Annotated in this window: 20 protein-coding genes; 9 read left to right on the top strand and 11 right to left on the bottom strand. The window is 43.2% G+C overall.

The features are described from left to right. Nucleotides 1–482 precede the first annotated feature (482 nt). Complete coding sequence (dhaK, locus tag NI465_RS00315) at nt 483–2213, top strand: dihydroxyacetone kinase subunit DhaK (RefSeq protein ID WP_253143861.1); 1731 nt, start codon at nt 483–485, stop codon at nt 2211–2213. Between the two features lie 122 nt (nt 2214–2335). Here dhaK and NI465_RS00310 read toward each other — a convergent pair whose 3' ends face one another. The 3 genes from NI465_RS00310 to NI465_RS00300 form a co-directional block, all read right to left on the bottom strand. Continuing rightward, nucleotides 2336–3610, bottom strand: a complete 1275-nt coding sequence (locus tag NI465_RS00310) for a glutaminase (protein ID WP_005267116.1) — start codon at nt 3608–3610, stop codon at nt 2336–2338. 223 nt (nt 3611–3833) lie between these two features. Beyond that, nucleotides 3834–4640 (bottom strand): SDR family oxidoreductase, encoded by an 807-nt coding sequence (locus tag NI465_RS00305; protein WP_253143859.1) that lies wholly within the window; start codon nt 4638–4640, stop codon nt 3834–3836. A gap of 20 nt (nt 4641–4660) precedes the next feature. Continuing rightward, nucleotides 4661–5332 (bottom strand): hypothetical protein, encoded by a 672-nt coding sequence (locus tag NI465_RS00300; RefSeq protein ID WP_253143857.1) that lies wholly within the window; start codon nt 5330–5332, stop codon nt 4661–4663. A gap of 175 nt (nt 5333–5507) precedes the next feature. On the opposite strand from NI465_RS00300, the gene NI465_RS00295 reads away from it, so the two are divergent. After that, on the top strand, nt 5508–8402 hold the full coding sequence (locus tag NI465_RS00295) for a valine--tRNA ligase (RefSeq protein ID WP_253143855.1): 2895 nt from the start codon (nt 5508–5510) through the stop codon (nt 8400–8402). Between the two features lie 63 nt (nt 8403–8465). Beyond that, entirely contained in the window at nt 8466–9962 is a 1497-nt protein-coding gene (locus NI465_RS00290) for an AAA family ATPase (RefSeq protein WP_253143853.1), read from the top strand. 43 nt (nt 9963–10005) lie between these two features. On the opposite strand, the gene NI465_RS00285 is transcribed toward NI465_RS00290, so the two are convergent. From NI465_RS00285 to NI465_RS00275, 3 genes are all read right to left on the bottom strand, one after another. Continuing rightward, nucleotides 10006–10386 carry an endonuclease domain-containing protein gene (locus NI465_RS00285; RefSeq protein WP_253143851.1) on the bottom strand — a complete coding sequence of 127 codons (381 nt, stop codon included), beginning with the start codon at nt 10384–10386 and terminating at the stop codon, nt 10006–10008. 72 nt (nt 10387–10458) lie between these two features. Beyond that, nucleotides 10459–11502 (bottom strand): molecular chaperone DnaJ, encoded by a 1044-nt coding sequence (locus NI465_RS00280; protein ID WP_253143849.1) that lies wholly within the window; start codon nt 11500–11502, stop codon nt 10459–10461. 142 nt (nt 11503–11644) lie between these two features. Beyond that, nucleotides 11645–12331, bottom strand: coding sequence for a carbonic anhydrase (locus NI465_RS00275; RefSeq protein ID WP_253144091.1), 687 nt, complete (start codon nt 12329–12331; stop codon nt 11645–11647). A gap of 483 nt (nt 12332–12814) precedes the next feature. Here NI465_RS00275 and NI465_RS00270 point away from each other — a divergent pair, with 483 nt between their 5' ends. After that, nucleotides 12815–13492 carry a DUF421 domain-containing protein gene (locus NI465_RS00270; protein ID WP_253143847.1) on the top strand — a complete coding sequence of 226 codons (678 nt, stop codon included), beginning with the start codon at nt 12815–12817 and terminating at the stop codon, nt 13490–13492. Here NI465_RS00270 and NI465_RS00265 read toward each other — a convergent pair. The 3 genes from NI465_RS00265 to NI465_RS00255 form a co-directional block, all read right to left on the bottom strand. Next, a complete protein-coding gene (locus NI465_RS00265) occupies nt 13489–14190 on the bottom strand; it encodes an HAD family hydrolase (RefSeq protein ID WP_253143845.1) in 702 nt (233 codons plus the stop codon). The two genes, NI465_RS00270 and NI465_RS00265, sit on opposite strands and share 4 nt — an antisense overlap. A gap of 147 nt (nt 14191–14337) precedes the next feature. Further along, nucleotides 14338–15492, bottom strand: coding sequence for a porin (locus NI465_RS00260; RefSeq protein WP_004279382.1), 1155 nt, complete (start codon nt 15490–15492; stop codon nt 14338–14340). Nucleotides 15493–15628: 136 nt separating this feature from the next. After that, nucleotides 15629–16867 carry an MFS transporter gene (locus NI465_RS00255; RefSeq protein ID WP_253143843.1) on the bottom strand — a complete coding sequence of 413 codons (1239 nt, stop codon included), beginning with the start codon at nt 16865–16867 and terminating at the stop codon, nt 15629–15631. Between the two features lie 137 nt (nt 16868–17004). Here NI465_RS00255 and NI465_RS00250 point away from each other — a divergent pair, with 137 nt between their 5' ends. The 5 genes from NI465_RS00250 to putP all read left to right on the top strand — a co-directional run bounded on the left by NI465_RS00250 (nt 17005) and on the right by putP (nt 21762). Then, nucleotides 17005–17634, top strand: a complete 630-nt coding sequence (locus tag NI465_RS00250) for a 1-acyl-sn-glycerol-3-phosphate acyltransferase (RefSeq protein WP_253143841.1) — start codon at nt 17005–17007, stop codon at nt 17632–17634. A gap of 63 nt (nt 17635–17697) precedes the next feature. Further along, nucleotides 17698–18615, top strand: coding sequence for a patatin-like phospholipase family protein (locus NI465_RS00245; protein ID WP_253143839.1), 918 nt, complete (start codon nt 17698–17700; stop codon nt 18613–18615). A 102-nt stretch (nt 18616–18717) separates the two neighbouring features. After that, nucleotides 18718–19191, top strand: coding sequence for an NfeD family protein (locus NI465_RS00240; protein ID WP_005247004.1), 474 nt, complete (start codon nt 18718–18720; stop codon nt 19189–19191). 12 nt (nt 19192–19203) lie between these two features. Then, on the top strand, nt 19204–20058 hold the full coding sequence (locus NI465_RS00235) for an SPFH domain-containing protein (protein ID WP_004279377.1): 855 nt from the start codon (nt 19204–19206) through the stop codon (nt 20056–20058). A gap of 213 nt (nt 20059–20271) precedes the next feature. Beyond that, nucleotides 20272–21762 (top strand): sodium/proline symporter PutP, encoded by a 1491-nt coding sequence (gene putP, locus NI465_RS00230; RefSeq protein ID WP_253143837.1) that lies wholly within the window; start codon nt 20272–20274, stop codon nt 21760–21762. Between the two features lie 83 nt (nt 21763–21845). On the opposite strand, the gene NI465_RS00225 is transcribed toward putP, so the two are convergent. Both NI465_RS00225 and prpF read right to left on the bottom strand, forming a co-directional pair. Continuing rightward, nucleotides 21846–22751: a polyprenyl synthetase family protein gene (locus tag NI465_RS00225; RefSeq protein ID WP_180180987.1), complete on the bottom strand. Its 906-nt coding sequence runs from the start codon at nt 22749–22751 to the stop codon at nt 21846–21848. A gap of 225 nt (nt 22752–22976) precedes the next feature. After that, complete coding sequence (gene prpF, locus NI465_RS00220) at nt 22977–24167, bottom strand: 2-methylaconitate cis-trans isomerase PrpF (protein ID WP_253143835.1); 1191 nt, start codon at nt 24165–24167, stop codon at nt 22977–22979. Nucleotides 24168–24381 lie beyond the last annotated feature (214 nt).

Raw genomic sequence — 24381 nt, 5'->3', positions numbered from 1 at the left:
TAAGATCTCTCTTACTTAAGAGAGATCTCAAGGTAATCCTCCCATAGGGAGAGGGAGCTTTAATTACAATTCTAATAGCAGCATAAATTAAAAATGAATGTTCCCTCTCCTTTTAGGAGATGAGCGGCACTGCTGCACAAGGGAGAGGTAAATTCATCATATTGTTGCGTAAATCCCGTGAGGCTTGTTTTAAATTTTTATTGTAGGGTTTCATTTTTATTCTCTTTTGGGAATCTCCCCTAACCCCTCTTTAAGAAAGAGGGGAATTTCACGAATCCAAAATCGCAATCAAATTCACGGAAAGTCCCCCTTTATCAAAGGGGGATTTAGGGGGATTCTTTTCATCAATATATACATCAATAACCGCCCCTTTCCTACCCCCCCTCAAACCATCCGTTTTAACATTATTCAATCAGCAAACTTCTACAAATTCCTGAATAATAGACCGCAAAATCTCCCAAATGTAAAAACAGGTTTTACCTATGAAAAAACTCATGAACGGTGCAGAAAACATCGTGATCGAGATGTGCAAAGGCTTTGTACTAGCACACCCTGAACTGCAATTTACCAAATCCCATAAAATCATTTCACGTAAACAAAAACACAATAACGTGGCACTGATCAGCGGCGGTGGTAGCGGGCATGAACCTGCACATGCAGGTTTTGTCGGTACAGGCATGTTAGACGCGGCCGTATGCGGTGACGTATTCGCATCACCTTCACAAATTCAGGTCTACAAAGCACTCCAACACGTCGCAACAGACAAAGGCGTACTCATGATCATTAAAAACTATTCTGGCGATATGATGAATTTCCAGAACGGTGCAGCTTTAGCTATCGAAGATGGCATTAAAGTCGATTATGTAAAAGTAGCAGATGATATTGCAGTCAAGGACAGCCTCTACACGGTCGGCCGTCGGGGCGTGGCGGGTACTGTATTTGTACATAAAATTGCAGGTGCAGCAGCATCAAAAGGTTTAGAGCTTGCGGAAGTCAAAGCTGTGGCTCAAAAAGCAGCGGATAACGTGATTAGTCTTGGTTTCGCCTACACTTCATGTACTGTTCCTGCCAAAGGCACACCCACCTTCACCTTGGCGAATGATGAAATGGAATACGGCGTCGGCATCCACGGCGAACCGGGTATCCGCCGTGAAAAAATCCTGCCATCCAAAGAACTGGCACAACGTATTATCGATGACTTGTTCCTCGATCGCCCTGATCTGACTGAAGTTGCTGTTCTAGTGAACGGCTTTGGTTCAACACCAATGCAAGAGCTGTATGTCTTTAATAACGATGTGTGCGAACATTTGGCGCGCAAAGGCATCAAGATTTACCGTACTTTTGTCGGCAACTACATGACCAGTATCGACATGAACGGTGCTTCGGTGTCATTGCTAGCTGTGGATGATGAACTAAAAGGTTATTTAGATGCAGAGGCGAACACGCCCGCTCTTAAAATGGATGGTTCAGCAGCACAGCCTTTAATCTTCTCAACAAAAAATGCCGCAGCAGAAGATGTCATAAATACGGAAGTCGAAACTCAGCCTGAACATGCTGAAATTCAAAATGAACAGTTCACGATTGAAAACATGCGTTATGTGGTCGATGTGATGGCGGCCTGCATCATCAAAAACGAAGTGCCATTCTGCGAGCTGGATGCCCATGCAGGTGACGGCGATTTTGGTATGAGCGTCGCCAAAGGCTTTAAACAACTGAAACGCGAATGGCAAAGCCTGATTCAAGCGCAGCACATGGATGAATTCCTGCTGAATAGTTCCATGATTATTATGGAACATTGTGGCGGTGCGTCAGGGCCAATTTGGGGTTCTGCTTTCCGTTCAGCCAGCAAAGCCATTCAAGGTAAACAAACTCTAAGCGTGGCAGATTTTGCCGAGATGCTGCAAGCTGCGGTCAAAGGTATTCAAGTGACTGGTGAGCGTTCATTTGGTCGTGGTGCTGTGGTCGGTGATAAAACCCTGATTGATGCACTTGTACCTTGCGCAGACTCTTGGTCAACCAATACCGACAAGACGTTTAAAGAAAACTTTGTCTTGGGTGCAGAGGCTGCGGTAAAAGGTGCAGAATCTACCAAAGAGATCGTAGCGCGTATGGGCCGTGCCGGTACGGTGGGTGATCGTAGCTTAGGCTATCCGGATGCAGGCGCACACGGCTTAGGCGTGATCTTTACGGACATTGCCCAGCATATTAAATAAGCTTTGCAAGATTTGAAAAGAGCCTCGATACTGTTCGGGGCTTTTTTATATTTCATTTCCTTTACTGAGCAAGTTTTAAAGCACAAGTAAGGAAAGACATTGCTCATCCTCATGAACATGGTCTAACTAAATTTCTCCAAATAGCGCTCTAACTCTTCTGTCACCACTACCCGCTTATTGCCTTTCACCTGTTCCTCACTCAATACGCCTTCTGAATCAATGACCACCACTTTGTGTCCAGCTGCTTGTAAACGTTTGACCCCTTCAAATAACATGCGTGCACCCACATCATGAATCAGAGTCAAATTGGTCAGGTCTATGACTATACGTGTTTTAGCGTCTGGCTCATCCTGCAAAATCCGCAGCAACATTTCCGATTCGGTAAATTGCAACACGCCGCGCAGCTCATACACGACAATGTCATTGTTCTTCCCTGCTGTATAACGACTTTGCAAAATAGTCTGTGCCGATGGCGTCCCTTCCATCAGATGCAAGCCCATGTCACGTGACAAACGCTCAAAAATATCTACCCCACGTACACTATGCCCATGCTCATCAATTTTAGGAGAAAAAACCACAATTCCCACCTGCCCAGGCAATACCCCGATAATTCCGCCCGATACACCACTTTTAGCAGGAATGCCCACCGTAGTCAGCCAGTCACCCGCCGCATCATACATGCCACAGGTCATCATCACGCTGAGCACTTGGCGCACTACATCACGCTCTAACAACTGTTTGCCAGTTTTGGCCTGAACACCACCATTGGCGAGCACACTACAGATATTTGCCAGATCTTTGACCGTCACTTTAATCGCACATTGCTTGATATATCCATTGACGATTTCTACCGGATCCGAATCCAGCACACCTACGGTACGTAGCATATAGCCAATCGACAGGTTCCGGAATGCAGTTTTGACTTCCGACTTATACACCTGCTTGTCGAATTCCAGTTGACGTCCTGCCAGCTCACTTAAAAAACGGCGTAAGCATTCCGCACGTGAAATGCCTTTTTGTACCGGAATCAAAGAATGCGTAGTGATCGCACCCGAGTTAATCATTGGATTTTTAGGAAGATTGGTTTCTTTATCTAGCGAAATCTGATTAAAAGCCTCTCCTGAAGGTTCAACGCCGACCTTTTCCAGTACTGCTGGAATTCCCAAATGCTGCAATGCCAAGGCATAGGCAAAAGGCTTGGACATCGACTGCATGGTAAATTCGGTTTCATCATCTCCCGTGGAATAAATCGTGCCATCCACCGTGGTCAGCGCCAAAGCGAACTTGTTTGGATCTACCGCTGCCAGTTCAGGGATATAGTCAGCCAAAGCGCCCTGATCATTATCATGACAGACCGTTAATACATGCTGGAGATAATCGGGCACCGGGGTTTTCATCGAATGAGCTTATTCCAATTCACTATTATTTTTAATTAACATACCGGCTTTTGGCTTAAGTACCAGAGTGAAAAGGTAATTTTCTGCATATCAATGTTATCGGCTGAATTCCCTGTACGGGCAATCCTCCAGAAATGAATTGCATTTTTAAGTTTTGTTATTTTTATTGATGTTTTAAGAGACATAAAAAAGGGCGCTCCTGCCCTTTTTTACTCTGGGTGATTTATTTTACCTTGGTCTTGCGAATCATTTTGTACAGCACCTTGGGTGAAATACGCGAAACCAGCACGCCAAGTTTTTCTTTCTTGCCACCAATCACAATATATTCTTCGCCACACTGCAAGGCTTGTACGCTTTGACGGGCAAAATCTTCTGCTGACAGACCATTTTCAATCGCTTCATCCTGCTTGGCTTGAGGCTTGCCTTCCCCATTTAAAGCATTAAACGACACATTGGTTTGAACAAAGCCCGGGAATATCACCGAGACCTGCACGCCCTGATCAGCCACTTCAGCACGCAAGCTGTTGGCCCACATATGAATCGCTGCTTTGGCTGCTGAATAGGAAGCTCTATACTGGGTGCCGAGCAACCCTGCCACACTGGAAATAAACACGATACGACCTGATTTTTGTGCCAGAAAGGTTGGCAATACCATTTTGGTGAGAAACACCTGAGAGAAATAATCCACTTCCATAATGGCACGTTCAGTCTGCATGGTGGTGTCCTGAATCAGGGCGCGCTGGCTTAAACCTGCATTATTAATCAGCCAGTCAATCCGGCCTTTTTGTTGCAAAACCTGTTCATAGGCATGACGAACCTGACTTTCATCTGTGATATCGGCAATGACTGAAATATGCTGATCTGCATTGCTAAGGCTTTGGCGAACATTTTCCAGTTCTGCATGCCGGCGTGCAGTCAGTACCACCTGTGCCCCAAGTGCAGCACATTGCTGAGCAATCGCCTTGCCAATCCCTGAAGATGCGCCGGTAATCCAGACCACTTTTCCATTTAAGTCTTCAACTTTCGCCATGAAATCCTCTTTCCCTTGATTTAATGAATATGGTGCGGCATTTCATCTTCCAGAAATGCCAGCAAATGCTCAAAATAATAACTCATCGTATCGGCATCATAGATGCTACCGAGCTTGTCAAAACGTTTATAGCCTAACTGGGTGGTTAAATGAATCACCCCATTCAAGGTTTTATCGACCACCACATTAAATTTCAACATTTTTTTCGGTTCACGGATCAGATGTGTCACCCCTTGATCGACCACCTGAGTAAAGGCTTTTAAAGCGGGTGATACATATTGATGATTACCATTTTTCATCTGGTCAATACAGCCGAGCAACTCCATCACCAGCAATTTTTCCACCGGATATCGAACAAAAGCATCACCTTGATGCTCATAGGTCATGCGATGCAAATAGTTCACCATAGGCATCAGACGCTCATTGCCAAACAACGAAACCGACCACGGCATATATTTACGGGTGTTATGCATAATCTGCTGAATCACTTTTTCGGACTCGCTGTCCGGTGAATTGGCCAACTGCACCACCTGACCAAAAATCTGGTCAATAATTTCACAGGCCATATCGGCCAGATTTTCACCTAAGGGTCTGGCAAGACTGTCTCGCTCGCCGGCATTTAATCTGGAATGAAGGTCTTTAAAGCGCTGATGGGTTTCGGGTTGAAGCTTCAGGGAAATGCTATAGCTCATCTTATTATCCTTTTTGATATGCTGCGATGAGTCGCGTTTTTTTATTAATCTATCATACGATGAGTTGCTATACATGCCAATTGGCTAAAGTTTGCATTTGGTTAAGCTGCCGCATGCACTATTTTTTTTGCTACAATAGAGCCAATTTTTCATTCACTTTTGATCTGTTTAGACTATGACTGACTCAGCGCAAAATATCGCGACAACCTACGATCCGACCGAGATCGAGAAAAAATGGTACCAAACTTGGGAAGAGCGTGGTTACTTTAAGCCGTCTGAAAAAGGCGAATCTTTCTGTATCATGATTCCACCACCAAACGTCACTGGTAGCCTGCACATGGGTCATGGTTTTAACAATGCCATCATGGATGCCTTAACCCGTTTTAACCGTATGTCTGGTAAAAATACCTTATGGCAACCGGGTACGGATCACGCAGGTATTGCAACGCAAATGGTTGTAGAGCGTCAGTTGGGTGCGCAAGGGGTTAGCCGTCATGACCTAGGTCGTGAAAAATTCATCGAAAAAGTTTGGGAATGGAAAGAACAATCTGGCGGTAACATCACCCGTCAAATTCGTCGTTTGGGTTCTTCTGTAGACTGGTCTCGTGAACGCTTCACCATGGATGATGGTTTATCAAACGCGGTTAAAGAAGTGTTCGTAAAACTTCACGAAGAAGGTCTGATCTACCGCGGTAAACGTCTGGTTAACTGGGATCCAAAATTACAAACTGCCCTTTCTGACCTGGAAGTTGAGTCTGATAAAGAAGAAGCAGGTTCATTGTGGCATTTCAAATACTTCTTTGAAGATAAGTCACTACGCACACACGATGGTAAAGATCACATCGTGGTGGCAACGACGCGTCCTGAAACATTGTTGGGTGATACAGCTGTTGCCGTTGCGCTTGATGATGAACGCTATGCAGATTTGGTGGGTAAAAATATTATCCTGCCGATTACCGGTCGTGCGGTTCCTATCGTTAAAGACGAATATGTCGATAAAGAATTCGGTACAGGCTGTGTAAAAATCACCCCTGCTCATGACTTCAATGACTTTGAAGTAGGTAAACGTTGCGAATTGCCAATCATCAACATCTTCAACAAAAATGCTGAAGTGTTGGCTGAGTTTGAATACATCGCGAAAGCCGGCGAACAAATTTCTAAAACCATTCCTGCACCTGCAGACTATGTTGGTTTAGAGCGTTTTGAAGCACGTAAGAAGATCGTTGAACAGGCTGAAGCTGAAGGCTGGTTGGACCAGATTCAACCATATACGCTGAAACCACCTCGCGGTGACCGTTCAGGCGTGATCGTTGAGCCATTATTGACGGATCAATGGTATGTGAAGATTGCACCACTTGCTGACCCTGCAATTAAAGCAGTGAAAGATGGCGACATCAAGTTCGTTCCTGAACAGTACAGCAACATGTACATGGCGTGGATGAACAACATCCAAGACTGGTGTATCTCTCGTCAATTGTGGTGGGGTCACCGTATTCCTGCTTGGTACGATGCGGAAGGTAATGTTTACGTTGGTCGTGACGAAGCTGAAGTACGTGCGAAAAACAACATTCCTGCCGATGTTCAATTGAACCAAGATGAAGATGTACTGGATACCTGGTTCTCTTCAGGTCTTTGGACATTCTCGACTTTAGGCTGGACTGGCGACGAAGCAAAAGACAAAGCCAACTACTTCTTGAATACTTTCCACCCAACAGATGTATTGGTGACAGGTTTTGACATCATCTTCTTCTGGGTGGCACGTATGATCATGCTGACCATGCACTTCATGAAGAATGAAGATGGTACGCCACAAGTACCGTTTAAAACTGTGTACGTTCACGGTTTGGTACGTGATGGCGAAGGTCAAAAAATGTCTAAATCTAAGGGTAACGTGCTTGACCCATTAGACCTGATTGACGGTGTGGATCTTGAAACACTGGTACAAAAACGTACTACAGGTTTGATGAACCCGAAACAAGCGGCGAAGATTGAAAAATCAACGCGTAAAGAATTCCCTGAAGGGATCCAGTCTTACGGTACAGACGCGGTTCGTTTCACCTTCTGTGCACTTGCAAACACAGGTCGTGACATTAAATTCGACATGAAACGTGTTGAAGGTTACCGTAACTTTGCCAACAAGATCTGGAACGCAACGCGTTTCGTGATGATGAATGTCGAAGGTCAAACGGTTGGTCAAACTGCACGTCCTGATCTTTGGGAATTGCCTGAACAGTGGATCGTGAGCCGTCTACAAAAAGCGGAACAAGCGGTGCAAACAGCATTTGCAACCTATCGTCTAGACTTGGCTGCACAAGCGATTTACGAGTTCATCTGGAATGAATACTGTGACTGGTATGTTGAGCTGACTAAGCCTGTTCTGAATGATGAAAATGTGTCTGAAGAACGTAAAGCTGAAGTACGTCGTGTTCTTCTTGCTGTGATGGAAGCGTCTTTACGTCTTGCGCATCCGTTGATGCCTTATCTGACTGAAGAAATCTGGCAAACGCTTGCGCCGAAACTGAACATCGTTGGCGAAACGATTATGTTGGCGCAATACCCTGTTGCTGACCAAGCGCTTATCAATGACCAAGCCGAAGCAGATATGCAATGGCTTCAAGGTTTGATTGGGGCGGTACGTAACATTCGTGGTGAAATGGGTCTAGGTAATGCTCGCTTGTTGCCTGTTCTGCTGCAAAACACCACTGATGCTGAAAAAGCACAAATCGCACGTATTGAACCATTGTTTAAAGCATTGGCAAAAGTTGAAAGCATTACGTTCTTGGCTGATGCTGAACAACCGCCATTGTCTTCTTCATCTGTAGTCGGTCATGTGTCTGTATTCGTTCCAATGAAGGGCTTAATTGACCCTAAAGCGGAATTGGGTCGTCTACAAAAAGACTTAGATAAGGTTCAAAAACAGCATGACCAAATTGCAACTAAACTGGGTAATGAAGGTTTTGTGGCAAAAGCACCTGCGGCTGTGGTTGAAGGCGAGAAAGTTAAACTTGCTGAGTTTGCTGACCAGTTAGCGAAGATTAAAGCGAATATGGAGCAGATTGCAGCGCTATAATGTGTTGTTAGTTTGATCTAATTTGTGTATAAAGGGCTGATTATTCAGCCCTTTATACTTATTATGCAATTAAAGATTGAAAATTTAAAACATATTAAATCTCTTGAGTTCACAATCCCCACCCAAGGAATTTGGCTTTTGACTGGGTTAAATGGTTCAGGAAAGACTTCTCTTCTTGCTGCAATCTATCGTATGAAAGAACCTTCAGCCTTTCAAAAATATTATAAAACAAGCTCATTGGATTATTATGATTCATTTCAAGATTCTAAAATTACTTACCATATTAATAATAATACCGTGACTTACAAATATGGCAGTGAGCGATGGAGACCCACTCCAAATAATCAAAGTAAATTATTTGATGATGTAAGTTTTCCTGAAATAAGATTTATTGAAGTAAATGCAAAAAGAGTTGAACCATCGTTACATGATCTACAAAATCGCCCTAGACCGATTGCTGTTCAAAATGAAACTATTCAATTTATGAAAGAAGTTTTAGATAACAATAAATGGGATAATTTAAAATATATTAATTACCAAAGAGGAATTGGAAATAAAGCCTATATCATCCCCTATCAAAAAAATTCAAGAACTCATTATTTTTCAGAAAAAAATTTTAGTTTGGGTGAATTATGTGTCTTAAGATTAGCCTGTGCATTAGAAGAAATACAAAATGATAGCTTAGTATTAATCGATGAAATAGAAATTGCACTGCATCCTAAAGCTCAAAGAAAACTTTTATCAAAACTTCAAGATATTGCACTCAATAAAAATTTAACTATTATTTTTTCAACCCACTCATCAACATTGATTAAAAGTATTGATAGAAAAAAATTACTTTTTCTTCAGCAAGAAGGGAATACAAAAAAGTTTAAAACAATTAATAATGTTTATCCCGCTCAAGTATTAGGAGAAATTGCTTATGATGAAGAATTAGATATGGACTTTTTATTCTTTGTTGAAGATGATGAAGGTAAATTATTATTATCTCAAATTATTGAAAAATATAAAAATATAAGAAACTTAGGTACAGCTACATTTAGACCATCTTATAAAATTATTCCTATTGGTGGATTTCAACAAGTTATGGATGTCCTAGCTTCAAGTTCACAAATTTTTAGACAGAATGTTGTACGCAAAGCGTTTCTTGATCAAGATGTTTGCACTGAAACTCTCGCTGATCCAAATCAAGGTCATATTATTTCAACATATAATGCCAATCAGGCAAATATTAAATTTCTACCTTGCACCCCAGAAAAAGGAATAATTGATTTGATTGAATCTGATCCTAACTTCTGCGCTCAAATTAATTCTGCATTCAGTGGTTCAAATTTGCACATTGAAATACTTATAGGCACTCAAACTTATTTAAATGAACAATCACCTAAACCAAGGAAACAAGCTAAGAAACGTTATGATATTCTGATTAATCATATTCATCAAAATACTGGTGAAGATATAATCTCAATTAAAAAAGCACTTTATAAACTTTATACCGAAAAAAATTATCCAAATAATGGACCTTTAGTAGGATACCTCAATCCAATTTTTAATACATAATTCAAAAAACTTTTAAACCCTCATTCTCACTTACTCCTTTCCTTTAAGGAAAAGATAAGTGAGAAATGATTTTCAATTCAGTATATTTTTGCCCCAAATCCTCCAATACTACATCCGTCCGCCCCAACACATCATGATTCCAATAACGTACAACCGTTAAACCCAAAGCCTCTAAAAACTTAGTCCGTTCAACATCATATTCTTTTGCATCATCCGTTCCATGCTGACCACCATCCAACTCAATCACTAAACCAATGTCATGGCAGTAAAAATCCACAATATACGGTGCAATTACATGCTGACGACGGAATTTAAGATTTATAAAACGCTTGGCACGTAAAACTTGCCACATGAGATATTCAGCATCGGTGGCGGTATGGCGCATAGATTTGGCGAATTCTAATAATTGAGGATCTATTTTCATTGTTATTTTCCCTCTCCTACTAGGAGAGGGAACTTTCATTATTAAATCTAGAATGACTATACGAATAAGAGATTAAAGCATCCCATGCCTTAAAAACATCTCCAAGCCACTTACCTTTTTGATATAGATCAACCGTTCTTTTTCCACTTTAATCTGCTGTTTGATGGCTGAAGTATCTTCATCTATCTGCTTATACAGGTCATCAATTTGAACTTTTCCTTTCGCCTTTTTCACGGCAATTCTGGTTTTCGATGACCAGACCAGTCTATTGATCAAGGCATCAATCTGCTCTTGTAATTTCTGGCTTTGTGCATCTAAAGCCAGTTGATAAAACTTGAGTTGCTCTGCACTCAAACCTTTTTGTGAAACTTCCTGATCTTGTTCAATCTGCAGTTGCATTCTCAGTAACGTAAACAGGTCCTGCTCTGCATAAGCCTCATTGGCACGTTGCAATAATTCAGTTTTCTTGATTTTTTTGACATCATTCACTTCACGGTCAGGGTGAATGATGGCAGCAATTTTTAAATATACGGTTTTCAATGACTGCTCTGCCATCGCTGTTGCCTGTTCCTGTTTTTCCTGCTGGCGTTTTAATCTGGCTTGCTCACGTGCCTGCTGAAAATCATCTGATTCCCATTCTTCAAATACTTCTGCATCTGCAAGGTCGGAGGGATTCTCATTTTTAAAGAATGTTTCTAGTTCATTTATTTTCTTTTGGCTTTTTCTGAATTGGGCATGTTCGGCACGTTGCTGATAATAAGTGAAGATTTCATTCACCTTATGGGCTTCTTGCATCGACATCGCCTGAGAGTCTTTTAGATAATTTGCAAGGTACTGAATCTTTTCATCCAGCACCACCAGTTCAGCCTTGGAAAATGTAGTTTCCTGCAGGTGTTTCCAGAGCTGTTCCAGCTGCTTGAACAGTACACCATGCAATTCATGATAGACCGGCATGAAGGTTTTATGGGTATATTGCTGCAGCTCTTCTTCAGCCTGTTGCCATTGTTGTAATTCCTGTTTCTGTTGCTCGATTTTATCAATCAGATGATCCAGCTTCTTCTGCTGTGGCGAAAGCGCTGTGAACGGCTGAATCATGGTTTTCAAGTCAAAGAGCATGGCAGGAGAAGGTCGAAGAAGAAATAATATCCATATTAAATCTTTCAGCTTTGGTCACAAAGTCCTTTTCGGTGTGCCCTTTCAAAATTTGTATCAGAATTAAAAAAGCAGACTAAAGTCTGCTTTTTCGCTCTCATATTGATTATTCCAGCACTACACGGCCATACAAGGACTGCACTGGACGGTTATTTGGATGTCCCATCAGTTTAGCAAATTCCGAAATCTGCTTGGCAGAAGCCTGCTGAATATCTTTCAGAATCAGCCAGCGTACGCCTTCCGAACACGGAGGTGTGGTCAGCGAGCCGCTAAAGCGATAATAATCCAGATTTTTAGGCAACATCTGATTCACCGCTTGTGGCGTTTTCAAAACCACTTTCTCGCCCTGCTTTTTCGGTAAACGGTTCCACATGCGTTTGAGCATCTGGCTTTCTGCACCCTGCTCGAACATCATCCCCACGACAGCCAGCTCACCTTTGGCATTGGCATGGACAAAGTGGATTTCCAGTGGATAGCTTTTGCCTTTAATCAGGTTTTCGCTCGGACTATGCAAATGAAACTGCTTCAGTACAAAGATATCGCCATCCAGCTGCAATTCACCACCTTGGGCAAAGTCTACCTGCACAGTATGACCTTTATTTTCGATCGCATGAATCATGGTATTATAGCTGAACTTGAGCGGTTCCAGTTCAGCTTTTACTGTTCGCTCAATATTGATCGGTGACTGGTTCAGACCATTACAGGCCGAATATTTCTGGCTCAAAGTCGACCATTGCTCAGGCTGAGTATAATCCCAATCCGCATCTGCCCAGACCGCTGTACTTAAACCCATAACCGTTAAAAGCGTGAATATTCTTTTCACAATACATCCCTTGTTGGAAGTCAAAATCACAATTTCTAATTTAAAAACAGTTTATTAAAGTAGTGTAATCACTCTATTTTTCAGGCTACAAACTATAGATTTATTCAGGGATGAAGTCATTTGCTTACAAATTTCCAAACACTTTCAGCAATTTCAGGAAAATGAAGTTACATTAATATTTTTAAATTTCAAATAGATAGATTTAATTTTGACTTGATAGCAAGCCATAGAGAATGTGATCTTCTTCAAAGTTAATTTGCTGATTTTTTATGCATTTTTTACATGAAATATCTATCTTATTTTGAATATATTCAATAGCTGGATTTTTTAGCTCAATCTTCTTGTTTAAATAGAATCTATTTCTATTCATAAACTTACACAATCACAGCAGCAAATAAAATACTGATATTGCTAGACTCGAGCCAAAGAGCAAAATGAGGATCAAGAATCTAAATGGACTGGGCCACGATATTTATACATGACACCACCTGGGCGTTTACCGCAGAAATTTTGCTGCGTTGTGCCCTGATGTACACGATGATTATCCTGTTTCTGCGCCTGACTGGAAAACGCGGGGTACGTCAGCTTTCCATCTTTGAAGTCGCTATCATTTTGAGCTTGGGTTCGATTGCCGGCGACCCGATGTTTACTGAAGATATTCCCCTGATTCAGGCAGTTCTGGTGATGTCGGTGATTATTATCATGTACCGCCTGACCACCTGGCTCATGATGAAATATCAGTGGTTTGAAGACCTACTGGAAGGTAAACCAATTTATATCGTAGAAGATGGCGTGCTGGTCGTTGAAGAGATTAAAAAAGGTAAAATGTCACATGATGAATTCTTTGCCGAAATGCGCCAGCAAGGCGTAGAACATCTGGGTCAGGTACGCACCGGTTTACTGGAAACTGACGGTAAGTTCAGTATCCTGTTTTTCAAATCGGATGAGGTTCGGCCTGGGCTGCCACTTTTTCCTAAAACCTGCTCTATAGTCCAACAGGTCAAGGCCGGGCAATTATATGCTTGCATTTACTGTGGACAGGTACAAACCCTTTCACATGCCGACCAGCAATGTCCGCGCTGTGATTCTTCGCAATGGGCCGAAACGATTGACTGTTTAAGAATTACTTAAGCACGATTTAATAACTGCAAATGGGCAAAAATTTCCGGCAGTTGCTGAATTTTATATTGGATATGTTCAGCATCTGCATGAAAGCCTTGCATCCATAATGCATGCATTCCGGCCTCTGTAGCTCCCTGTACATCATTAATTGGATGGTCGCCAATATACAGGCACTGTGCAGGCTGCACGCTTAGACGCTCTGCAGTGATCTGGAATATTTCCGGCTGCGGCTTGTTAAAACCTACTAGTCCCGAACTGATGATCTCATCAAAATAAGTTTCAATACCCAAACCCCGAATCGTATTTAAACGGGTGTCATGTCCGCCATTGGAAACAATGGCCAGCTGATAACCCTCATCTTTCAGCTGCGTTAATACTTGCTCTGCTGCCGGCATTTCTACGGCGAAACGGCCAAACTGGCTAAACCAGAATTGGGCCAGTTCATCTATGGTTGGGGGATTTAACCAAGACAGTTCCTGCAACAACGCATAAGCAGCCGAAGCCCCGATACTACCATGCGTCAGCAATTCCTTTTTAGGATAACCGCCATTATCGATGCGTCTTACAATCTCGATAATTTTGTCAGACTCGACCTGTTTCAATGTTGGCGCATAATATTCTGCCAGATAACGGCTATAGGCTTGTGTCGTCAGATCACGATGGGTCAAGGTATTGTCGAGGTCAAATAAAACGGCTTGAATAGGCATAATTTTTAAAACGAAGTGCTGAAACTTTCAATCATGTTAACAGTCCGAAACTTGTTAGATCAGACATAAAATTGCTAAGTTTTGTTGTTTTAAGCATAAAAAAAGCGATGCCAAAGCACCGCCTTTTCTTAGCTTACAAAGTCTAAATTAGAATTTGTATTCAACACCTGTACCAACAACTGGCTGTTTAGTTTCAGCTGAACCTTGTTCAAGTGTTAAAAGACCCGTGTAACCGTATGCTTTTACTTGTTTAGAGAATGCATAGTCTGCACCCACAAGAATTTGTTGGGCTTCAAAATCTGCAACATTGGCTTTTGTAAAGCTTGTAGAGTTTTGACTATATTGGCCTTTTACTGTCCACTTATCAGCATTTGGTAATTTATATTCTGCTCCAATTAGCCAGCCTTGTGCATCATCAATATCATTACCATTTACAGCAATACCATTACTTGCCACTGAAGTTGCATTTGAATTACCTTCAACCTCTGCAAGATCAGATGTTTGGAATAACGCCTTAATGGCTAAGTTATCATTTACATTTACTCGGCCAATCGCACGAATTGTATCAGCAGCAGCTAACAAAGCTTTTGCTGTACCAATTTCACCATTTTGTGTGTTTAAGATACCTACACCAGCAAAGTTGGATGGAATCGCTTTATCATAACCAAGACCTAAAACAACTGCTTTGCTGTCATATACTAAAGATGCTGACCATGCATCACCTAAGCCACGGCCTGCAACTTTAGCACCGCCTTTAGAAGAGCTAATACCACCGGCTTCACCTGTAGCTAATAGTGCAGTTGCTTTTAGTTTACCTTCACCGACTGCAAAGCCAGGAGCTTCATAGACGACAACATTATCGATACGGTTTTCACCGGTAAAGATACCTGCCATATCCGCTTTATTTGCAACATAGTTATTGAAAGTATCAACTACTGAAGAAAGCTGTTTTACAGGCGTATCGATTTTACCTAGTTTTACTGTACCTAACTTTTCATCTTTAAGACCGACTAAAAGATTACGCGGTACAAATGTATCTGTACTTCCACCATTGTCTACATAGAAGGTAAATTCAGCTTGATAAAGCCCACTTAAACGGTCAGTAAGTTTCTCCTCACCTTTTAAACCCAAGAATGAATTATTAGTATTCAGTTCAATAACATCGCGATCAGACACAGGTGAAGCATTGTCTTCAGGTAAATAATCAACTGTGGCATCAATCTCACCATAAAAAGTTGGTGCTGCAAAAGTTGTCCCCGCCAAAAGGCTGAATGCAATTGCTGTTGCTAACTTAGTTTTCATCAAAAATATCCTTAATTTATTTTGTAACAAATAATACACACGGCGCTTATATTACAAAATTATTAAATTAATATTTATATATTCTATTTAGTACTTTAGGCTAACATTTAACCAAATAGTTGATTATTTAGAAATTTTATACTTTTTCTGCAACTTTCATCCATCGGAAAATTGGAATTAGACTGAAAATTGCCACGATCACGATCAGATTCAGATAATTTTGATAGCCTAAAGCATCTCCAAAAATGCCACTCAGACTATAAAGTCCCCCACTCACCGTGGCCATCAGCGCCACCTGAAAGGTGAAATCTGTACCAGCCAGATGCTTGCGACTGTATTGCATGACTAAGGTCAACATGACCACCAAAAGCATAGCTGAGATCATGTCTTCGGCTGCATTGACCAGATATATCATCCAGTTTTGTACTTTGTTTTGAGCTTCATACTGCGTAGCGAGCCAGGCATAAGCCATTAAGCTCAATATTTTTAGAATTGAGAAAATGATCAAACTCGAGCTGCGAGACCAGTACTTCAGACACCAGCCAGCCAATCCTGCTCCAATCAGTGCCGCAAATGCACCAAGCATGGTGACATAAAGGCCAATCTGGCTAAAGCTCAGTCCGAGATCTACCATTAAAGGTTTTAATAAAGGCCCGGATAAACCATCGGCGATTTTAAAGGTCAGTAAAACCAGAAGCCACCTCGCCAAGCTTAAATCTGACCAGAAGTATTGAAAATAGGTTTTTATATTGCTGAGTGCAGGTCCTTTATCAGCTGGCGTGATAATTTTTGAATGCTGAGATTCTCTAAAAAATAAAATGGGTAAAGTATTAATAAAGACCAGAGCTGCCAATAATAGAAAGGTAGCTTGCCATTGCAGCAGATCGAGCAACCATAATATGGCCCCACCTCCGACAATGAATCCCAGACGAGAACCAATCACCTGAAAGGTATTACCCCAATGTTGCTGTTCATTTTTCAGAATATTGACTGCCAGTGCATCGGTCGCAATATCCTGCGTCGCACCAATACCATTCATCAACAAAAGCGTGATAAAAAACAGCAGTAAATACAGCGGCTGATTCAAGGCCTGAATCGGTAGAAATGAGAGCCCAATCAATACAGCAACTGACAGCCATTGCAAGGGAATAATCCAGCTACGGTAATGACCTTTGGCGCTCGATCCATGCCGATCAACTAAAGGTGCCCAGAATATTTTAATCGACCAAGGCAGCATTAACAGACCAAAGCCCCCGATATGCGCCAGCGATACCCCTTCAGCTCGCAGAATGACTGGCAAGGCATGCGTCATAAACCCGACCGGAAGCCCCTGTGCCCAATACAGCGAAAACAGTAAAATATAGGTATTCCGCATATTTAGGCTAAGTCCTTAAGGTGAAAATGCATCACCAGCATTTGAGATGCTATACATTTTGCCAATGATCCGGATTTTACAACAGTCTAATATAATAAAAAATAAAGAAAAATTAGTTTCAGGAAGAGACAAAAGCAATGGCCCAAATACGTTTCCCCCAACTCCCGCCGCATGTGCCAGCCCGCGGCAGCAAGCTGAGCCGGAATTTTTTCAGGCAGCTTTTTTTGGCACAGGGCTGGCGTCTGGAAGGCGAATTTCCAGACCTACCTAAAGCAGTCGCGATTATCTCTCCCCATACCTCCAATATTGATGCCTGGCTAGGTTTCAATGCCCTGCTTGGTCTCGGTATTCAGATTACGATTTTCGGTAAAGACAGTCTGTTTCGTACACCGCTAAAACCGGTTCTGGAATGGATTGGGGTCGTTCCTGTCGTCCGAGATAGTCCACAAGGACATACCCGACAGATTGTAGACATCATTGAAAAATCGCAGCAGATCTGGGTCGGTATGGCACCGGAAGGTTCACGTAAAGCACCGGATAAAATTCGCAGTGGTTTTTTTCATATTGCCAAAGCGGCGCATTTGCCGATTGTGATGTTTTCCTTTGACTATGACATCAAGACTATTCACATCTTGGGTATATACCATCTGACCGGTGACTATGAATATGATCTGGAAAAGATTTATCAGTATTATGAAGGAAAATTCTCGGCCAAAAATCCAGAGTGGGTAGCCAAGCCGTTACAAAAGCTTTTGAAAAAAGACTAGGCAAATACGGCTTTTTTTGATGTGATAGCCTGAATTTTGTTGATTTAATCACCAGTTTTTATAATGAAGTTAGCCCATTATGCCTTGATTGGCTGCCTTGGTTTCAGTCTTGCAGCATGTGACAAAGCCACTAAAACACCCACCACTACCACGCCTATCAAAGCCCGCGAACCCGTCGTCGCACTTGCTCTCGGTGGTGGCGGTGCCAAAGGTTTTGCCCATATTGGGGTGATTAAAGTGCTCGAATCACATGGCATTAAACCGAAAATTGTCACCGGTACCAGTGCCGGTAGTTTTGTCGGCAGCCTGTATGCCAGCGGCAAATCCCCTTATCAGTTACAGCAGATTGCCCTGAATTTTAAAGAGTCTGATATCCGCGATTTAACCTTGAACCGGCAAGGGATTATTGCCGGACAAAAATTGCAGGATTTCGTCAATAAAAATGTGGTGAACAAACCGATTGAACAGTTCCCGATTCGTTTTGCTGCTGTTGCCACTCGTCTGGACAATGGTCGCAAGGCAGATTTTATTAAAGGCAATGCCGGACAGGCGGTCCGAGCGTCCTGCAGTATTCCGAATGTGTTTGTGCCTGCCGTGATTGGCGGCACCAAATATGTCGATGGTGGTCTGGTCAGTCCGATTCCGGTCAAGACCGCCAAAGATATGGGAGCAGATATTGTGATTGCCGTGGATATTTCTGCTCGTCCAGATGGAAATAAAGCCCTGAACATGTGGGGCGTACTGGATCAGACCCTGAATATTATGGGACAGCAAAGTATTAATGAAGAGTTGAGCCAGGCCACTGTGGTGATTCAGCCAAAAGTCGGCCATATCGGTACTTTAGACCTGAAAGCCAGCAATGCCACCATTCTGGAAGGTGAAAAGGCTGCTCAGCTGAAAATCCGTACTATTGAAAAAGCCATTAGCAACTTCAAGCAGTCTCCCGCGGCATTTAAACCGCCACGTCCGGCAAAATTTTGATGCACGATTTTTTTATATTCATCTGCGGCCGCATCTGCTACATTGAAGATCAATCATATAAAGATGATGATTAATTAAATACTTAGCGATATAGGTCACGATATGGAATTAGTTCTTGAACCTTGGCACTGGTTTGTATTAGGCATTCTTCTGATTCTATCGGAATTACTGTTGCCCGCATTTGCTGCCCTGTGGTTCGGGATCGGTGCCATCATGGTTGGCGTCCTGTACTGGATGTTCCCGATGATGGGACTGACGACCCAGCTCCTGACCTGGATCGTACTTTCTATTCTGTGTACGCTGCTCTGGTTTAAGTTTATCAAGCCACTTTCCATTGATAAGACCAAAGCCGGTCTATCGCGTGAAGCGACCATTGGTCAGGTGGGCATGGTGATTCAGACTAATCTGGATCATGGGCAAATCCGGGTGCGCTTTCCGATGCCAGTTTTAGGTTCGGATGAATGGGAATGCCGAACTCTGGACCCAGTTCAGGTCGGAGACCGCGTTCGCGTCGTGGATATTCTGGGTAATGACCTGGTCGTACAACCTCACAGCACGAATTATCAAAATCAATAAGGTGAATAAGCTATGTCTGGTGGTTCTATCATTGTTATCGCGTTTCTGGCCTTTGTTGCGATTACCATTTTTAAAGGTGTGCGGATTGTGCCGCAAGGCTACAAATGGATTGTACAGCGTCTGGGTAAATACCACACTACGCTAAATCCAGGCCTGAATTTTGTTATTCCTTATGTGGATGAAGTTGCCTATAAAGTCACAACCAAAGATATCGTTCTGGATATTCCCTCACAGGAAGTAATTACCCGCGATAACGCGGTTCTGCTGATGAATGCCGTGGCCTATATCAACCTGACCACACCAGAAAAAGCCGTGTACGGGATTGAAAACTACTCATGGGCGATTCAGAACCTGGTACAAACCTCCCTGCGTTCGATAGTCGGTGAAATGGATCTGGATGATGCGCTATCTTCACGTGACCATATCAAGGCACGCTTGAAATCCAGTATTTCCGATGATATCTCGGACTGGGGTATTACCTTAAAAACTGTAGAAATTCAGGATATTAAACCTTCAATCACTATGCAAACAGCGATGGAAGAACAGGCCGCTGCTGAACGTCAGCGTCGTGCAACCGTCACCAAAGCTGATGGTGAAAAACAGGCCGCGATTCTGGAAGCAGATGGCCGTCTGGAAGCCTCACGTCGTGATGCCGAAGCACAAGTGGTACTGGCTGAGTCTTCACAACGTGCAATTGACATGGTGACTTCCGCCATTGGTGATAATGAAATTCCGGTCGCCTATTTACTCGGTGAACAGTATATTAAAGCCATGCAGGATATGGCTAAATCGCCAAATGCCAAGACGGTAGTACTTCCAGCCGATGTGTTAAATACGATCCGTGGTGTTATGGGTCGCCCTAACTAATTGATCTTTTCACTTTATATATAGGCAGCCTGAGGGTTGCCTATTTTTATTCGCACAAGAAAATCTCAGCAAAAATTGTGAATTTATGGTTAAATTTCGCGTTTATTTTTGAAATCTACTGGATTTGATGTTGCCTGGCTTTCGGATTAAAGCTTTTCGCAACTATCTTATTCCTTGTTTCGATCTACTGTCCAACTTAAAAATGGATACCGTATGAGCTCCCTAAATCCAACCTTAATTACTTTTCTTTTCTATATTGTCGCAATGGTGGTGATTGGCCTGATGGCTTATCGCGCGACAAGCAACTTTTCCGATTACATCTTAGGGGGCCGACGTTTAGGGAGTTTCGTAACTGCACTTTCTGCAGGGGCTTCCGACATGAGTGGCTGGCTCCTGATGGGTCTGCCCGGTGCGATTTATCTTTCCGGCCTGTCTGAAATGTGGATTGCCATCGGTCTGATTATTGGTGCCTGGCTCAACTGGTTGCTGGTTGCTGGCCGTCTGCGGGTGCATACCGAAGTTCAGCACAATGCCCTGACCCTGCCGGATTATTTCTCGAATCGTTTTAACGACCAGAAGAAAATCCTGCGTATTGTTTCGGCTTTCGTGATTCTGATTTTCTTTGCGATTTACTGTGCTTCGGGCATGGTCGCAGGTGCGCGTCTGTTCGAAAGCATGTTTGACATGTCTTATAGCACCGCGCTCTGGATCAGTGCCATTGCCACCATCAGTTATGTGTTTATTGGTGGCTTCCTGGCTGTGAGCTGGACCGATACCATTCAGGCGGGGCTGATGATCTTTGCCCTGTTGCTGACACCAATCGTAACGTTAATGGCGTTCTCGGATATGTCCCAGGTGACTTTGGCACTGGAGGCTGCTCGTCCTCAAGCAATGAATATTCTGGGTGATCTCAGTCTTGTTGCGATTATCTCGCTCTTGGCTTGGGGTCTGGGTTACTTTGGCCAGCCGCATATTCTGGTGCGCTTCATGGCTGCAGATTCAGTCAAATCCATTCCAAATGCACGTCGTATTGGCATGACCTGGATGATTCTGTGTCTGGGCGGTGCAGTCGCAGCCGGCTTCTTCGGTATTGCTTATTTCCAGCAGCATCCAGAACTGGCAAGCGTGGTGAATGCCAATCCTGAAACCGTATTTATGGAACTGACCAAAATCCTGTTTAACCCATGGATTGCAGGTGTAGTTCTGGCGGCGATTCTTGCCGCAGTAATGAGTACTTTAAGCTGTCAGTTATTGGTCTGTTCAAGCACCTTGACAGAAGACTTCTATAAATCTTTCCTGCGTAAAAATGCCTCGCAAAAAGAACTGGTCTGGGTGGGCCGTTTGATGGTACTGCTGATTGCCTTGCTAGCAATCTGGATGGCGGGCAATCCTGAATCCAAAGTACTTGGTCTGGTGGCTTATGCATGGGCAGGTTTTGGTGCCGCTTTTGGCCCGCTGATTATCCTGTCATTGTTCTGGAAACGCATGACTTTGAATGGTGCTTTGGCCGGTATGATCGTGGGTGCAGTCGTGGTTATTTTCTGGAAGAATCTGTTTGCAGACACTGGCCTGTATGAAATCGTTCCTGGCTTTATCTGTTCAATGCTGGCAATTGTGGTGGTGAGTCTGATGGGTAAAGCACCAACAGCAGAAGTGACTGACCGTTTTGAAGAAGCTGAACGTCTGTACAACGAAAGCAAATAATTCTGTAGCAACTAAAAAGAGGACTTCAAGTCCTCTTTTTTTATGGAATTACTTTAAACCTTGTAAGGAAAATAATTTTCCAATCAGCTTTTGCGCGTGAGCAGGAACTGGGTAATTTGCCTCAACTCTTCCGCCCCTTCAAAATGGTTCAAGGCATTGATCGCCTGATCATGTAATTGCTGGGCATAGGCTTTGGCCTGCTCCAAACCCATCAATGCCGGATAGGTCGATTTTTCTACCTGTTCATCCTTGCCGGCTGTTTTCCCCAACACTTCGGTATCGGAAATAATATCCAAAATATCATCCTGTACCTGAAAGGCCAGACCAATCGCCTGTCCAAACTCACGTAATTTAGGAATGGCCAGATCGGTACCCTCAAAAATAGTCACCGCCGCCATCATGATCGCGGCACTAATCAAAGCACCGGTTTTATTGCGATGAATATTTTCCAGTGCTTGCTGATCGATTTTCTTGCCTTCAGACTGCAAATCTAAAACCTGACCATTCACCATTTTCGAAGAAGCGGTTGCCAGAATCTGCATCTGCTTCAGTACAATGGAAGCTTCTACCGCTGGCCCCTGATCAAACAGACGACTGCTCAAAGTTTCAAAAGCCATAGACTGCAGGATATCACCTGCCAGCAACGCTGTATCTTCCCCATAAGCTACATGGCAGGTCGGCTGGCCACGACGTAGCAAATCATTGTCCATACACGGCAGATCATCATGGGCCAGTGAATAGCAGTGAATAAACTCGATCGCAACCGCTGCACGGCGCACTGCAGCGCTATTCTGGTTGGGTTTTAATGCGGCGGTGGCATAGCATAGTGCTGGACGTACTCGTTTACCGCCAAGCATCACAGCATGATGGACTGCCGACCTTAAAGGTTCCGGAATAGCAAAGGCTTCCAGAGCGGTCAATAAATCCTGTTGAATGCGATGTTGTGCTTGTGTGAGTGCATGGGTTGATACGTCAGTGATAGATGACACATTCGCCTCGAATACGTAGTCCAGAAAAATAAAATGACAAGCGAATAAATGCCTGTACGCTGATTCAGGCATTGTACCTAGAAATGCCTTGAATTTTCAGCCATAAATCGTATTGTTCTGCTGAAATTTACTATTCAACATCAAATAAGCAAGGCAGAGATTTTAAACCATAAAAAACCACCGCAGAACCGGTGGTTTTATTCAAGCTAAATGTATGCACGGCATTTAAACGAGAACATCTTCTGGTACGCGCACCCAGCCTTCCATCAACACGCGGGCACTACGGCTCATAATCGCTTTCGTCACTTTCCACTCACCATTTTCAAAACTTGCTTGTGCACCCACTCTCAAAGTCCCGGAAGGATGACCGAAACGCACCGCTTCACGCTCTACCCCACCTGCGACCCGGTTCACCAATGTTCCGGGAATGGCAGCTGCTGTACCAATAGCCACCGCAGCCGTGCCCATCATGGCATGATGGAGTTTACCCATAGACAAGGCCCGAACCAGAATATCGGTATCCGATTCAGTGACGGTCTTGCCACTTGAAGAGGTATAGCTACTCGGTGGTGCAACAAAGGCAATTTTTGGAGTGTGTTGTCGGGTTACGGCTTCGGCAATATCCTGAATCAGTCCCATCTGCTTCGCTGCATAGGCACGAATTGTCTCAAATTTTGTCAGGGCTGCCACGTCATTATTGATATGATCCTGAAGCTCGGTACCCTTATAACCGAGATCTCCAGCATTCAAAAATACCGTCGGAATGCCGGCATTAATCATGGTCACTTCGAAACTGCCAATATTGGGAACTTCCAAAGTATCGACCAGATTACCTGTTGGAAACATTGAACCGCCTTCAGCATCGTCATCGGCTGGATCCAGAAACTCGATCTGCACTTCGGCCGCAGGAAAGGTTACGCCATCCAGTTCAAAATCACCCAGCTCCTGCACTTGACCATCTTGCATCGGCACATGTGCAATAATGGTTTTCTGAATATTGGCCTGCCAGATGCGTACTGTGCACAACCCATTTTCAGGAATACGTTCGGCATCAACCAGACCATTGGAAATGGCAAATGCACCTACTGCCGCGGTCAGATTGCCACAGTTGCCACTCCAGTCCACAAAAGGACGATCAATTGACACCTGACCAAATAAATAATCGACATCATGATCAGCGTGCAGGCTTTTGGACAGAATGACCGTTTTACTAGTACTGGAACTGGCACCACCCATACCATCAATCTGCTTCCCATAAGGGTCTGGACTACCAATCACGCGCAGCAAAAGCTGATCACGAATCCGGCCCGGCTGTTGTGCTGCTATAGGCAGGTCATCCAGCTTAAAGAAAACACCTTTACTGGTGCCTCCACGCATATAGGTGGCAGGAATCTTGATTTGGGCGGCAAAACTCATGAATTATTTCATCCTTTGACTTGTCTTTGTTTTCGTACGGGTTATTCAATATTTATATTCAAAGTATAGTATGTTGAAAGCAGAACTGCTTGACTGCCAGACCTTAGTATAAAAAAACGGCATTTGTGTTTTATCCAAGAAAAAAGAGAACTCGTCAGTAACAGTTTCAATAAAATTAATATATTGATTCATTTATATTTTATTTCAGTTATTT

The organism is Acinetobacter lwoffii, from assembly GCF_024129855.1.
Lineage (GTDB): Bacteria > Pseudomonadota > Gammaproteobacteria > Pseudomonadales > Moraxellaceae > Acinetobacter > Acinetobacter lwoffii_L.
The sequence above is the reverse complement of the archived record's forward strand: the minus strand, read 5'-3'. Positions and strand labels throughout refer to the sequence as shown.